15 protein-coding genes are annotated in these 13,252 nt (G+C 66.7%); 13 read left to right on the top strand and 2 right to left on the bottom strand.

The window, feature by feature from the left end:
- Window positions 1-379 precede the first annotated feature (379 nt).
- From QMK31_RS03220 to QMK31_RS03180, 9 genes are all read left to right on the top strand, one after another.
- Window positions 380-622 (top strand): Rieske (2Fe-2S) protein, encoded by a 243-nt coding sequence (locus QMK31_RS03220; RefSeq protein ID WP_283499482.1) that lies wholly within the window; start codon window positions 380-382, stop codon window positions 620-622.
- Window positions 619-1,401: a sirohydrochlorin chelatase gene (locus tag QMK31_RS03215; protein WP_283499481.1), complete on the top strand. Its 783-nt coding sequence runs from the start codon at window positions 619-621 to the stop codon at window positions 1,399-1,401. Before QMK31_RS03220 ends, QMK31_RS03215 begins: the two co-directional genes overlap by 4 nt.
- Window positions 1,402-1,410: 9 nt before the next feature.
- Window positions 1,411-2,178, top strand: coding sequence for a tRNA (guanosine(37)-N1)-methyltransferase TrmD (gene trmD, locus QMK31_RS03210; protein ID WP_283499480.1), 768 nt, complete (start codon window positions 1,411-1,413; stop codon window positions 2,176-2,178).
- 28 nt (window positions 2,179-2,206) lie between these two features.
- Window positions 2,207-2,767: an MFS transporter gene (locus QMK31_RS03205; protein ID WP_283499479.1), complete on the top strand. Its 561-nt coding sequence runs from the start codon at window positions 2,207-2,209 to the stop codon at window positions 2,765-2,767.
- 212 nt (window positions 2,768-2,979) lie between these two features.
- Window positions 2,980-3,321 carry a 50S ribosomal protein L19 gene (gene rplS, locus QMK31_RS03200; RefSeq protein WP_092108884.1) on the top strand — a complete coding sequence of 114 codons (342 nt, stop codon included), beginning with the start codon at window positions 2,980-2,982 and terminating at the stop codon, window positions 3,319-3,321.
- A 149-nt stretch (window positions 3,322-3,470) separates the two neighbouring features.
- The gene (gene lepB, locus QMK31_RS03195; protein WP_283499814.1) at window positions 3,471-4,199 is read left to right on the top strand and encodes a signal peptidase I; all 729 of its coding nucleotides are present in this window, start codon (window positions 3,471-3,473) and stop codon (window positions 4,197-4,199) included.
- The gene (gene rnhB / locus QMK31_RS03190; protein ID WP_283499478.1) at window positions 4,199-4,843 is read left to right on the top strand and encodes a ribonuclease HII; all 645 of its coding nucleotides are present in this window, start codon (window positions 4,199-4,201) and stop codon (window positions 4,841-4,843) included. Before lepB ends, rnhB begins: the two co-directional genes overlap by 1 nt.
- 12 nt (window positions 4,844-4,855) lie before the next feature.
- Entirely contained in the window at window positions 4,856-5,179 is a 324-nt protein-coding gene (locus QMK31_RS03185) for a DUF2469 family protein (RefSeq protein WP_022886464.1), read from the top strand.
- A gap of 62 nt (window positions 5,180-5,241) precedes the next feature.
- A complete protein-coding gene (locus tag QMK31_RS03180) occupies window positions 5,242-6,717 on the top strand; it encodes a glyceraldehyde-3-phosphate dehydrogenase (RefSeq protein ID WP_283499477.1) in 1,476 nt (491 codons plus the stop codon).
- Window positions 6,718-6,805: 88 nt separating this feature from the next.
- On the opposite strand, the gene QMK31_RS03175 is transcribed toward QMK31_RS03180, so the two are convergent.
- Complete coding sequence (locus tag QMK31_RS03175) at window positions 6,806-7,246, bottom strand: nitroreductase/quinone reductase family protein (protein ID WP_283499476.1); 441 nt, start codon at window positions 7,244-7,246, stop codon at window positions 6,806-6,808.
- A gap of 38 nt (window positions 7,247-7,284) precedes the next feature.
- Between QMK31_RS03175 and QMK31_RS03170 the strand changes: the two genes are divergently transcribed.
- From QMK31_RS03170 to dprA, 4 genes are all read left to right on the top strand, one after another.
- Window positions 7,285-8,424, top strand: a complete 1,140-nt coding sequence (locus QMK31_RS03170) for an alcohol dehydrogenase catalytic domain-containing protein (RefSeq protein WP_283499475.1) — start codon at window positions 7,285-7,287, stop codon at window positions 8,422-8,424.
- A 150-nt stretch (window positions 8,425-8,574) separates the two neighbouring features.
- Window positions 8,575-8,931, top strand: a complete 357-nt coding sequence (locus tag QMK31_RS03165; protein ID WP_283499474.1) for a YraN family protein — start codon at window positions 8,575-8,577, stop codon at window positions 8,929-8,931.
- Window positions 8,931-10,466 carry a YifB family Mg chelatase-like AAA ATPase gene (locus tag QMK31_RS03160; protein WP_283499473.1) on the top strand — a complete coding sequence of 512 codons (1,536 nt, stop codon included), beginning with the start codon at window positions 8,931-8,933 and terminating at the stop codon, window positions 10,464-10,466. The genes QMK31_RS03165 and QMK31_RS03160 overlap by 1 nt, the downstream gene beginning before the upstream one ends.
- Window positions 10,463-11,785, top strand: a complete 1,323-nt coding sequence (gene dprA, locus QMK31_RS03155; RefSeq protein ID WP_283499472.1) for a DNA-processing protein DprA — start codon at window positions 10,463-10,465, stop codon at window positions 11,783-11,785. Before QMK31_RS03160 ends, dprA begins: the two co-directional genes overlap by 4 nt.
- 18 nt (window positions 11,786-11,803) lie before the next feature.
- On the opposite strand, the gene QMK31_RS03150 is transcribed toward dprA, so the two are convergent.
- Window positions 11,804-13,237, bottom strand: coding sequence for a pyridoxal phosphate-dependent decarboxylase family protein (locus QMK31_RS03150; RefSeq protein ID WP_283499471.1), 1,434 nt, complete (start codon window positions 13,235-13,237; stop codon window positions 11,804-11,806).
- Between the last annotated feature and the right edge of the window lie 15 nt (window positions 13,238-13,252).

The following is a 13,252-nucleotide window of genomic DNA, read 5'->3' as shown; positions in this document are numbered from 1 at the left end:
TCTGGGTTGTCATCTGCTTACTCTTTTCGAACGGGAGTGCTGCTTCCATTTAGTAGCACAGTACTCGACGAGGCCCGTTGGGCCGGGGTCGCCGGGCGGATTTGGTCACGCTCCGTAACGAGGGGTATGCCGGGGTCTGATTTGGTCGGTGCTTCTTCTCGGCCAGCACGACGATGAAGAGGGAGTGCGGGGCCGCCGCCGATCACGATGACGATGATGCGGCGAGGCCGACCCGAATCCGGTGTGGCGGCATCCGCTGCCCTCGGTGATGTGACGGCGTGTGTCGCGTGCCTAGTGGATGCTGCGGTGGCTGGGGCAGAATACGCAGAAGCGGTTTCACGAGAAGCTGGCATCAGCATCCTTTCAGAGCGGGGCAATTGTGAGCGTAGTTCGGGGCAGTTTCCCCCTCGTGTCGCTCGTGTGTCCCGCACTGGTCGAAAGACCCACAGCTGCGCACCTCTCCTGTGAGGCGGGCTCCTCGCCGCTGCACAAAGTGGTTTACGACCTCGGTACCGGAGGGTGCTTCACCAACCGAACGCTCGTGCTGAACACCTACGAAACTCGCATCGTCGGCGGCTACATCGAGGTTGCGGTCGAACCTGGATTCTCAGGGGCGGCGTGACCCTGCTCGACGAACGGCGCAGAACCGAACGACCGGCTGCCGGTCGGTCGACAGCCCTGCCTGCCGCGCTCGTCGCCATCTCGCACGGCACCAACTCGGCCGACGGCCGGGCTGCCATTAAGGCGCTCGTCGACGGTGTCGCCCTCGCCCGACCGGATCTCGGCGTGACCGGCGGTTTCGTTGATGTGCAGCAGCCAGACGTCGCGGCCAGCCTCGACGCCGTGCGGTGCGACCGCGCCGCGGTCGTCGTGCCCCTGCTGCTCTCGGCCGGGTATCACGTGCACGTCGACCTGCAACGGGAGACCAGCGCGCACGAGCGTGCAAGCGCCCTGTCGCGCGCGCTCGGCCCGGACGACCGGCTCATCGATGTGCTCGAGCATCGCCTGCGGGCAGCCGGAATCGACACGCTGGCACCAAGCCAGGAGATCGTGCTCGCCGCGGCCGGATCGAGCGACGTGCGCGCCGTCGAGGACTGCCGCCGGGTCGGCGCGATGCTGCAACAGCGGCTCGGGGTGCGCGTCACCGTCGGTTTTCTCTCCGCCGCCGCGCCTCGGCTGGCCTGCGCCGTCACCGCGGCGCGATTGCGCGGCGCCACCGTGACCGTGAGTACCTATTTGATGGCGCCCGGATTCTTCTTCGATCTCACTCGCGCCCAGGGCGCTGGTGCCGACCGGATCACCGCCCCGCTGCTGCTCGCGGGGGAAGCAGCCCCCGCGTCGCTGGTCGATCTGGTCCTCGACCGCTACCTCGAGGCGAAAGAGCACGCCCAACTCTTCTAGAATTTGACCATGCGCATCGACATCGTCACCATTTTTCCCGAATTCTTTGATGTGCTCGACCTGTCGCTGCTCGGCAAGGCCCGCCAAAGCGGGCTGATCGAACTGGGCGTGCACAACCTGCGCGACCATACCCACGATCGGCACCATTCGGTCGATGACACTCCCTACGGCGGCGGTGCCGGCATGGTCATGAAGCCCGAGCCGTGGGGTGACGCCCTCGATGCCATCCTGGGGGCTGACCCGGCCTCGGCCGAGTCGGTCGCGGCCGAAACGTCGATCGCCGACTCCGCGGCCGACGACGGCCCCATCCTCATCTTTCCCTCGCCGGCGGGCGACCAGTTCACCCAGGCCATGGCCCGCGAGCTGTCGCTCGAGCGGCACCTCGTCTTCGGTTGCGGCCGTTACGAGGGCATCGACGAGCGCGTCGTTGACCACTACTCACAGCGTGGCCGGGTGCGACTGGTCAGTCTGGGCGACTACGTGCTCAACGGGGGAGAGGTCGCCGTTATGGCCATGATCGAAGCGATCGGTCGGCTCATTCCCGGCGTCGTCGGCAATCCGGCGAGCCTCATCGAGGAATCTCACGAAGACGGCCTGCTCGAATACCCCAGCTACACCAAACCGGCAAACTGGCGCGGCCTCGACGTACCTCCCGTGCTGCGCAGCGGCGACCACGGGGCCATCAGCATCTGGCGCCACGAGCAGCAGATCGAACGAACCCAACGCGTTCGGCCCGATCTGCTGGCCCCTTCAGCCACCAGCGAACGCCAAGGTTAGTGTCAGTCCGCGTCGATAAACTGACGCCGTGATCATCCGCCGCGCCTTCTACCACTGGCAATTCATTGCCGCCGGAGCCCTGCCGCTCTGGCTCCTCGTTGGGTCCTCGATCTTCGGATCGGGCGCCTGGGCGGTGCTGGGCATCTTCTTCGGAGCCGTGCTCATCGGCCTCGGCATGCTGCTCGTCGCCCTCGTCATCTTCGCGCGCAAAGAAGTGCGCGAATCCCGGGCCGTCTCCTTCGCCGATGTCGGCGTGCTCGCCCTCTGGCACGCGCTTATCATCGCCATTCCTTTTTCAACGGATGCCGCGGGCTGGCTCAGCGTGCTCGTTATCATCGGCGGCCTCGCCGTGTTCTGGTTCGCCGTCTGGGAGCTGGTCGATTCCGCCAAGCGTCGAATGCGCGCCATGGTCGATCTGGTGGAACAAGCGGCGCGCGGGCAGACGATGCCCGCACAGCCTAAGCCTGCCGGGCCGCAGCATCCACTGCCTAACACGTCACGACCGAATCAGACCAGGCCGCCACCGACTTTTGGCCGAACGGGCACGCCAGAGGTCATCGTCATCGAAGAAAAACGCGACCGGCCCTGATCACACCGGCCCTGATCAGGCCCTGATCACAAAGGCCCTTATCACCGGCCGACTTTGCGGCGGGACCGAGTTCATGGCAGAATAAGCGATTGTGCCGCCGCAGGACTCTGCCACAGGGGAACCTGCACTGGTGGCGCACATACTCATACTGATTGCTTCGAATGAAGCACCTAGCGTAGTCGACCTGTGGCGGGTACAGAGAGCGAAACAACATGCATATTCTCGACGCGGTAGACGCCCCATCACTGAAGAAGGATCTTCCTGACTTCCGTGCCGGCGACACCGTCAAGGTTCACGTCAACATCATTGAGGGAACCCGCTCTCGTATCCAGGTCTTCCAGGGAGTCGTCATCGGCCGCTCCGGCGAAGGCGTGCGCGAAACGTTCTGCGTTCGCAAGGTCAGCTTCCAGATCGGCGTCGAGCGTACCTTCCCGGTGCACTCCCCGGTCATTGACCACATCGAGATCGTGACTCGCGGCGATGTTCGTCGCGCGAAGCTGTACTACCTGCGCGACCTGCGTGGCAAGAAGGCCAAGATCAAGGAAAAGCGCTAACTTTTGCGCTAAACCCGCTGCTACAGGATTCTTCCCTGAGCTCCCCATCACCTAAACTGATGGGGAGCTCAGGCGGTTAAATGACAGATGAAGTGCTCGCCTCCAGGTCCGATCGTCGGGTATCAGAGTCGAAGAGGTTTCCTCGCAAGATGGCCCGCAGTACGAAGGCGCCCAGCAAAAAGCGCAGCGTCTTGCTGTTTATCCGCGACCTCCTCATTATTTTCGTGGTTGCGCTGCTCATCTCGTTTCTGATCAAGACGTTTCTGATCCGGTCGTTCTACATCCCCTCCGGGTCGATGGAGAACACCCTTCAGATCAACGACCGCATCATCGTCAATCAGCTCGAACCCGAACTGATCCCGATCACCCGCGGCGACGTCATCGTGTTCAAAGATCCGGGCGGATGGCTGCTGCCCCAGCCCGAAATCGTGCAGAACCCGATCGTGGCCGGCGCTGATTGGCTGCTCTCGGTCGTGGGGTTGTCGGCACCCGACAGTAATGATCACCTCATTAAACGGGTCATCGGGTTGCCCGGTGACCACGTCGTCTGCTGCAACGCTCTCGGCCAGATGAGCGTCAACGATATTCCGCTCGACGAGTCGGCCTACGTTCTGCTGCCGGCCGGTGAGACGAAGGTTTCCAAGGATGACTTCGAGGTCACCATCCCGGCCGATTCGCTCTGGATGATGGGTGACAACCGCTACAACTCCAAGGACTCCCGCTACAACGGCGAGACGGCCGGCAAGGGCTATGTGCCGGTTGAGAATGTCGTCGGTCGTGCCCTCGTTGTGAGCTGGCCGCTGTCGCGCTGGGCCTGGCTCGACGATTATCCCGCGGTGTTCCGCGAGGTGGAACAAGCCGATACGGGCACCGAATAGTGGCGGTGTCCGACCCCACCCTTGAGGTGGAGCTTGACCTGCTCCGCACCGGTGCCAGTTTTGTGATCGGCTGTGACGAGGTGGGTCGCGGTGCCCTCGCCGGACCGGTAGCCGTGGGATTAGCCGCGGTGAATTCATCCGTTCCAACCCTGCCGACCGGACTGCGTGATTCGAAGATGCTCAGCGAACCGCGCCGGGAACTGCTCGCGCCGCTCGCCGTTGCCTGGGCGACCCACTCGGCCGTTGGGCTCGCCTCCGCCGTCGAGGTCGACGAGCTCGGCATCATCGCCTGCCTCGGGCTCGCCGGCAAGCGCGCCCTGGCCGAGCTGTACGCGCAGGGCGTCGACGTGGCCGGCAGCATCGTGCTGCTGGATGGCAGCGACGATTGGTTGAACAGGGCGCTGACGACCCCGTTGAACGTCGTGACCCGCATCAAAGCCGACCGGGACTGCGGGTCGGTGGCGGCGGCATCCGTTATTGCGAAGGTGCACCGCGACCGCCTCATGATCGCCGCGCACGACGAAACGCCCGGCTACGGCTGGGCGTCGAACAAGGGCTACGGCAGCGCGGCGCACATGAGCGCGATCGACCTGCTCGGGCCGAGCCCATTACACCGAAAATCGTGGCTCAAAATCACAGCGTAAGATGAGATCACCATGGAAGAAGACGAATTCGAGGACTACGACCGCGAGGTCGAGTTGGCCCTGTACCGGGAATATCGAGACGTGGTTGGACAGTTCCAGTACGTCGTCGAAACCGAACGACGCTTCTACCTCGCGAACGAGGTCGAATTGGTGCGCCGCGACACGGAACACGACTTCTACTTCGAACTGACCATGAAGGATGTCTGGGTCTGGGACGTCTACCGCTCCGATCGCTTCGTGAAATCGGTGCGCGTGCTGACCTTCAAGGACGTCAACGTGGAAGAACTCGCGTCGAAAGACTTCGAACTTCCCAAGGAACTTGCGCTCGACGAATAAGGAATGACTCCGGGACCTCGGGTGGCCGGACAAGACCGACGAAGGTTTAGGAAGGCAACCCTGTGATCCAGGACGCTGATCGTGCCCGTGCAACGTGGAGCAACCGCGAGGCTCTCGCCGAGGCGATGATTCCCCTGATCGGGCGCCTCTATCGCGACAACACCGTCGTGACCAGCGTCTACGGGCGCGGCCTCGTCAACAAGTCGGTCGTCGGCCTGCTGAAGGCTCATCGCTTCGCGCGCCACATAGCGGATGTTGAGCTTCCGCTCGACGAGACCCTCCCGATTCTGCAGGCTGTCGACGGCCTGAACCTCGGTGCCGCGTCTATTGACCTCGCCCGACTGGCCCTCGGCTTTCGTGAGCAGAACGACCGGGTTACCCTCGACGAATACCTGCGCGCCGAACTCGCCGACGTCGTCGGCCAGCACGGACTCGACGGCCGCACCAGCACCGATGTCGTTCTCTACGGGTTCGGTCGTATCGGCCGGCTGCTCGCGCGCATCCTGATCGAACATGCTGGCGGCGGACAGGGCCTGCGCCTGCGCGCGATCGTCGTGCGCCGCGGTTCCGAAAACGACCTCGTCAAGCGGGCCAGCCTGCTACGCCGCGACTCGGTGCACGGCCCGTTCGAAGGCACGATCACCATCGACGAGGAGAACAACACCATCCTCGCCAACGGCACGCTCATCCAGGTGATCTATTCCGGCGACCCGGCCAGCGTCGACTACACGCAGTTCGGAATCCACGACGCCATCGTCGTCGACAACACCGGCAAGTGGCGCGACGAAGAGGGCCTGTCTCAGCACCTCAAATGCCCCGGCGTCGCCCGAGTGCTGCTGACCGCGCCGGGCAAGGGCACGCTCAAGAACATCGTGCACGGCATCAACCACACCGACATCCTGGCGAGCGACCGCATTATCACCGCGGCATCCTGCACTACAAACGCGATCACACCGGTGCTCAAGGCCATCAACGACCGGTACGGCATCATCGACGGCCACGTCGAAACGGTGCACTCGTTCACCAACGACCAGAACCTCATCGACAACTTCCACTCCGGTGACCGTCGCGGCCGCTCAGCCGCGCTCAACATGGTGATCACAGAGACCGGCGCCGCCAAGGCCGTCGCCAAGGCGCTGCCCGAACTGGCCGGTAAGCTCACCGGCAACGCGATTCGGGTGCCCACCCCCGACGTGTCGATGGCTATCCTCAATCTGAACCTCGCCAGCGCGACCGATAAGGACGAGCTCAACACGTACCTCCGCACCATGTCGCTGCACTCTTCGCTGCACCGGCAGATCGACTTCATCGATTCGCCCGAGGTGGTCTCGAGCGACTTCCTCGGCTCGCGTCGCGCTGGCATCGTCGACGGACTGGCCACCATCGTCACCGACCAGAAGGCCGTGCTGTACGTCTGGTACGACAACGAATACGGCTACAGCTGCCAGGTGATTCGGGTTCTCGAAGAAATGTCAGGGGTGCACGCACCCATCTTCCCGGCCATCGTCCCCGCCGTACTACTTGAGCCGGTCGCGTAGAGTCTGACGCGCGCCCGATACGGGTGGGCGCTACGGTAGCCGGCGTAGCGCGCACCGATATGAGGCGCGGCCATGATCAAAGGCAGCGTCAGCGGGGCTCGCAGATGACTACGGGAATGTGCCGGTCTGTTCGACCCTGGTAGGCGCCATACCCGGGGTAGGCGGCGATGATGCGCGGCCAGAGGGCAGCTTTCTCAGCGGATGACGCGGTGCGCGCCCGAAACGGTCGCGTCACCCGGCGAATGGTCAGCTCCACCTCGGGCTGAGCCACGAGGTTGAGATACCAGGACGGATGCCGGTCGTCGCCGCCCTTGGACGCCACCAGCACATACAGGTCGCCCTCGTGAATCGGCGCCGTCAGCATCGTCGACCGACGTTGCCCGCTGCTGCGGCCGATCGTGTGCAGTTCGACGGTCGCCATGCTGCCGATGGTCCAGCCGAGGCGTCCGCCCGAGACGGCCAGCAGTATCCGGTGCGCGCCGTTCATGGCGAGCATGCCCAGATCGGTCACCCGGTTGCGAAGAGTCATAGGCACAGCGTACGTCGCGTCTGGCGTAGGTTGGGACGATGACTCCAGCAACGATGCTCAGCACGATTCTTCGGGATGTCGGCTCCACGCGCCCCTACGCCGACAGCCGCCCGCTGACGTTCGAACAGATTCCGGTACCGGCCCCGCGCGCCGGCGAGGTGCTCGTGCGCATCGAACGTGCCAGCCTGTGCCACTCCGATCTGTCCGTCATCGACGGTTCCCGGGTTCGGCCGCTGCCGATGGCCCTGGGTCATGAGGCCGCTGGCACCGTCACCGCGCTTGGCGACGGTGTCGACGACCTGACCGTCGGTGACCGGGTCGTGCTGGTTTTCGTGCCGAGCTGCGGCGACTGTCGGGCCTGCCTGGCCGGCCGCCCCGCGCTCTGCCATCTGGGCGCCGAGGCAAATGCAACCGGTGATCTGCTGCACGGCCCGGCCGTGCTGGCCACCGGCGCGGGGGAGCGCATCAACCATCACCTGGGCGTCTCGGCGTTCTCGCAGTACGCGGTCGTCGCGCGCGAATCGGTCGTCCCGATCGACCAAGATGTTCCCTTCGATGTGGCCGCGATGTTCGGCTGCGCGGCGCTGACCGGCATCGGTGCCGTGCTCAACACTGGCGCCCTCGCGACCGGCCAGTCCGTGATTGTGTTCGGCCTCGGCGCGGTCGGCCTGATGGCCGTCATGGCCGCCGCGCAGGTGGCCGGCACAACCGTGATCGCGATTGATCCGCTGCCGGAGAAGCAGGCCCTGGCCCTGCGCTGCGGCGCGCACCACGCCGGATCGCCCGATCAGGCGGCCGACCTTGTGCGTGAGCACGCCGGCGACGGCGTCGATCTGGCCGTTGAGGCCGTCGGCAGCGCCCGGGTGATGGAGGCGAGCCTCGCCCTGCTCACCCGCGGCGGCGCCCTCGTCTCGGTCGGTCTGCCGCACCCGGAGCAGACCATCACCACGCCGGCGCTGCAATTCGCCGGGCTGGGCCGCCGGCTGCTCGGCTCTTACATGGGTGATTCCGTGCCGAGCCGCGATATTCCGGCCTACCTGCAGCTGTGGCGCGACGGCCGGTTGCCGGTCGAGCTGCTACACACCGACACGCTCCCGCTGGCCGACCTCAACGAAAGCCTCGACGCCCTCGTGGCGGGCGATGTCGTGCGCCGCCTGTTCGTGCTGCACGCCGAGTAGCCGCTTCGCACAGTAGCCGCTTCGCACAGTAGCCGCTTCGCACAGGAGCTCCTTCTCCACAGGAGCGAGGGACGCATCGCTGTCCACCGATATGGGCGCGGCCCGACGACGGCAGGGTGAGAGAGCGCACTCTGGTGTCTGGAGGCACTCGTGGCGCGCAAAGACGAACTCGGCAAACTCGGCGAAGACCAGGCCGCACGCTTTCTGCAGGGCGCCGGCTACACCATCCTGACTCGCAACTGGCGGTGCAAAGAGGGCGAGATTGACCTCGTCGTGCAGCAGGGCGCCGCGGTCGTCTTCGTCGAGGTGAAGACGCGCAGCAGCCTGAGTTTCGGGCATCCGTTTGAAGCCATCACCGTGAAAAAGCTCGCCCGGATGCGCCGCCTCGCTGCTGCCTGGTGCGTGCAGGCCGAGCGGTGGCCGCGCCAGATTAGGCTCGACGTCGTTGCGGTGATCGCCCCGGCCGGCCACGAACCCCTCATCGAACACCTCGAGGGCGTGTTCTGATGGGGATCGCCCGCACCCACGCGGTGGCGTTGCTCGGGCTGACCGGCGCGCTCGTCGAGGTCGAGGCGGACATCTCGGCTCAACTGCCCGGCATGATTCTGATCGGCCTGCCCGACGCTGCGCTCTCCCAAGCCACCCAGCGGGTGCGTGCCGCAGCGGCCAACAGCGGATGCCCCCTCACCATTCACCGCCTCACCATCAATTTGTCGCCGGCCGCGTTGCCCAAGCACGGCGCTGGGTTCGACCTTGCGATCGCGCTGGCCTGCCTCGCCGCCGACAGCACCATTTCGGCCGCGTCCGTCGGCACCGTCGTGCACTTCGGTGAGCTCGCCCTCGATGGCCGGCTACGGCCGACCCCGGGAATCCTGCCGGGTGTGATGACCGCCGCCCGCCTCGGGCACACCACGGTCATGGTGCCGATCGGCAACGAGGCCGAGGCGCGACTCGTGCCCGGCATGCGGGTGATCGGTGTCGCCTCGCTGCGGGAAGCGGCGATCTTTCACGGTGCCAAACTCACGCCGCTACCGGTCGAGCCGATTCTGGCAGCGCTCACACCCGGCAGCCTGGCCGCCGAACCAGACCTGGCCGACGTGATCGGCAACGACGACGCCATACTGGCACTGCAGATCGCGGCGGCCGGTGGGCACCACGTGTTTCTGCTCGGCCCGCCCGGCGCCGGAAAGACGATGCTTGCCGCCCGCCTGCCCGGTCTGCTGCCCGACCTTGACCCGGTCAGTTCGCTCGAAGTCAGCTCACTGCGGTCGCTCAGTGGCCTCGGACTCGGCGGAGCCCTGATCACCAGGCCGCCGTGGGAAGCGCCACACCACACAGCGACGGCGGCGGCCATGGTCGGCGGTGGTGGCGGTCAAATTCGGCCGGGGGCCGCGTCGCAGGCCTCGCACGGCGTTTTGTTCCTCGACGAAGCCCCCGAATTCGCCTCGCCAGTGCTCGACGCCCTGCGCCAGCCGCTCGAATCCGGTTGGATCAGCATTCACCGGGCCAACGCCGTCGCCCATTTTCCGGCCCGGTTTCAGCTGGTTATGGCCGCGAACCCGTGTCCGTGCGGGCAGTACGGAGCTGGCGACCTCAGCTGCACCTGCCCGCCGAATGCGCGCCGCCGCTACCTCGCCCGCATCTCCGGACCGCTGCTGGACCGCATCGACATTCAGCTCAACGTCAAGCGCATCACCGCTGCCCAGTTGCGCGTCGCCGCCGGCACGCAGCGGATGACAAGCGTTACCGCCCGGCAGCGGGTGGTGGCCGCGCGGGCGGCGGCGGCGGAACGGCTCGGCAGCACTCCGTGGACCCTGAACTCCGAGGTTCCCGGCCCGTGGCTGCGCGGCGCACCGGTGCGCCTGGCCCCGAGCGCCACCGCAGGGCTCGATAGAGCGCTCGAGCGTGGCGGGATCACCATGCGCGGCTACGACCGGGTGCTGCGCATCGCCTGGACCCTCGCCGACTACGACGGTCTGAGCATCCCCGGCCCCGACCAGGTCGGCCAGGCCCTCTACCTACGCAAAGGAATGACGTCATGACGCTGTTCGGTCTGGACGAGACCCGAGTGGGCGAACTCGCTGCGGGTGTGCGCGGTGTACTTCCGGAGGGCGAGGACCCCGCCACGGCCGGGGAGGTGTTCGCTCGCGCTGCTTGGTCTGGCCTGGCCGAACCCGGGGACGGTACTGCCGGCCTGCTCGTGGCCAGCGTCGGCGCGAGCGTTGCCCTGACCGCCATTCTCGAGTCGTGGAGCCCGGTGCGCATCGGCGCTCTCGTGCGCGACGCCCTCGGCGATGAGCCGGGCGGGCCCGACATCGTCTTTTCGGCCAATCCCACCACCGACCCCACCGAAGCGGATGCCCGCACCAGCGCCGAACTGGAGCAGGCCCTCGACCTGGGGCTGCAACGCTGGCGGCCGCGGCTCAATTCGAACGAGGTTATCCGTTCGCTGCAGCAGGCGGCCCGCATGCAGACCCGGCTGCTACTGGCCACGGATGCTCTCTGGCCTTCTGCGCTCGACGACCTCGAGCAGCATGCTCCGCTCGCGCTGTGGTGGCGGGGTGTGCCCGGTGCCCTCGCCGCCCTGACCAATTCGATCGCGCTGGTCGGGGCCCGGGCGGCTACCGGGTACGGCGAACACATCGCCATGGAAGCGTCGGCCGGGCTCGTCGACCGCGGTTTCGCGATTGTCTCGGGTGCCGCTTACGGCATCGATGGGATGGCTCACCGGGCAGCGCTTGCCAGTGATGGCACGACCGTGGCGTTTCTCGCCGGGGGAGTCGACCGGTTCTACCCGAGCGGCCACGACTCCCTGCTCACCCGCATCGTGGCGACCGGCGCCGTCGTGTCGGAGCTGCCCTGCGGAGCGGCCCCCACCAAATGGCGCTTTCTGCAGCGCAACCGGCTGATTGCCGCAGCGAGCGCGGCGACGGTCGTGCTCGAAGCCGGCTGGCGGTCGGGTTCGCTCAATACGGCTGGCCACGCTTCGGCGTTGGGCCGGCCGCTCGGCGCCGTGCCGGGACCGATCACGAGCCCCACCTCGGCCGGCTGCCACCGGCTCATTCGCGAATTCGCCGCCGTCTGTGTCACCAACCCAACCGAGATGGCCGAGCTGGTCGGCGAGCGGTCGATCCAGGTGCCGCTGGAATTTCCTCACAGCGACGCGGGCCCAGGACCGATACCGCGCACGAGCGATCAGGTGCGCGTCTTCGATGCGCTGAGCGGGCGCACGCCGCGCACCGTCGGTGATCTGGCGCGCCGTGCCGGCCTGTCCAGTGCGGCGGTGCGGGGCGCCCTCGGCGGTCTCGATCTCGACGGGGCCGCCCAAGAGCGGGAGGCCGGCTGGGTGCGGCGGCTGTAGCACCGGTGGGCAGCGGCGTCAGACCGGCTCGTTCGCCGGCGGGGATGGATGCGGGGACGCGACCGCGCAGGCGCGGGCCACCGCGGCGAGGGAGAGGGCGACGTCCGTGGCATCCGTCGACCAGTTACTCACCGAGATGCGCAGAATGTCCCGGTCGTGCCAACGTGAGCCCGACATCCAGGCCGAGCCGTCGGCGATGAGTTGCTGGGTGACCTGCCGGGTGCGTTCATCACTACCGAAACTTACGCACACCTGCGTGAACACCACCTCGTTGAGTATCTCAACGCCCGGCATCGACCGCAGGCCCTCGGCCAGGGCCAGCGCATTCGCCGCGAGACCGTCGACCAGTGCGATCGTGCCGGCGCGGCCGAGCGAGCGGAGCGCCGCCCACACCGGAACGCCCCGAGCACGGCGGGACAGCTCGGGCACCTTCTCGAACGGATCGCCGGGCCCCGGGTTTTCCGGCGTGCCGTCGGCCGCTACCAGATAGCTCGTGTGCACGCCGAATACCTTGCGCACGATCTCAGGTCGGGACACGATCGCCACCCCGCAGTCGTAGGGAACGTTGAGGGTCTTATGAGCGTCCGTCGCCCAGGAGTCGGCCCGTTCCAATCCGGCCAACTGGTCACGATAGCTCGGGCTGACGGCGGCCCACAGGCCGAATGCTCCGTCGACGTGCACCCACGCGTCGTGTTGGCGGGCCACATCGATCGCGGCACCCATCGGATCTGATGCTCCGGAATGTACATTACCGGCCTGCAGACAGACGATGGCTGGGCCGGAACCGGCCTGAAGTAGCGTGGCCAGGACGTCTGGCCGCAAGCGTCCTTCTTGGTCGACATCGACCACGATGGGTGCACCGAGACCGAGGTAGCGCAGCACGAGATCGATGACGTCGTGACGCTGGGCTCCGACGAAAACCCGCACCCGCGGCGCGCCAGCCAGGCCGTCCCGGTCCAGGTCCCAACCGGCCCGCTCCAGAACCCACTGACGCCCCGCGGCGAGCCCGACGAAATTGGCCATCGTCGCGCCGGTGGTGAATCCGACATCCGCTCCGGCCGAAAGCCCGAGCAGATCGAGCAGCCAACCGGCGGCGATTTCCTCGAGCACGGCGGTCGCGGGAGTGGCGAAGCGCATTCCGGCGTTCTGGTCCCACGCGCTCACCAGCCAGTCGGCGGCCAGGGCGGCGGGCAGGGTTCCCCCGATGACCCACCCGAAGAACCGGCCGGACGGCATCGCCATCAGCCCGGGCTCCGCGAAGGCGGCGAGTTCATCGATGACGTCGTCCGCAGCGCACGAGGACGTGGGCTGCGGACCGGCCGCGAGGGCGGCGAGGGTGGCGGCGTCGACCCGAGGGCCGACGGGACGGGTAGGTAGCGACGCAAGCCAGGCGTTGGCGTGCAACAGTGCACGGTCCAAAGCCGCGGCGTAGGCGTCCGGCTGGGCAGACATGGCGCCATGATAGCC

Source organism: Cryobacterium sp. PH31-O1 (assembly GCF_030063455.1).
In the GTDB taxonomy this organism is placed as follows: domain Bacteria; phylum Actinomycetota; class Actinomycetes; order Actinomycetales; family Microbacteriaceae; genus Cryobacterium.
Note: the sequence above shows the minus strand (reverse complement) of the source record. Positions and strands in the feature narration are given on the sequence as shown.

Excerpts from the sequence above, each read along its gene's own strand:
- lepB (WP_283499814.1), top strand. The coding sequence starts at position 3,471 with ATGGCCCGCAGTACGAAGGCGCCCAGCAAAAAGCGCAGCGTCTTGCTG.
- QMK31_RS03185 (WP_022886464.1), top strand. The coding sequence starts at position 4,856 with ATGGAAGAAGACGAATTCGAGGACTACGACCGCGAGGTCGAGTTGGCC.
- rplS (WP_092108884.1), top strand. The coding sequence starts at position 2,980 with ATGCATATTCTCGACGCGGTAGACGCCCCATCACTGAAGAAGGATCTT.
- QMK31_RS03170 (WP_283499475.1), top strand. The coding sequence starts at position 7,285 with ATGACTCCAGCAACGATGCTCAGCACGATTCTTCGGGATGTCGGCTCC.
- QMK31_RS03175 (WP_283499476.1), bottom strand. The coding sequence starts at position 7,246 with ATGACTCTTCGCAACCGGGTGACCGATCTGGGCATGCTCGCCATGAAC.
- QMK31_RS03160 (WP_283499473.1), top strand. The coding sequence starts at position 8,931 with ATGGGGATCGCCCGCACCCACGCGGTGGCGTTGCTCGGGCTGACCGGC.
- trmD (WP_283499480.1), top strand. The coding sequence starts at position 1,411 with ATGCGCATCGACATCGTCACCATTTTTCCCGAATTCTTTGATGTGCTC.
- QMK31_RS03150 (WP_283499471.1), bottom strand. The coding sequence starts at position 13,237 with ATGTCTGCCCAGCCGGACGCCTACGCCGCGGCTTTGGACCGTGCACTG.
- dprA (WP_283499472.1), top strand. The coding sequence starts at position 10,463 with ATGACGCTGTTCGGTCTGGACGAGACCCGAGTGGGCGAACTCGCTGCG.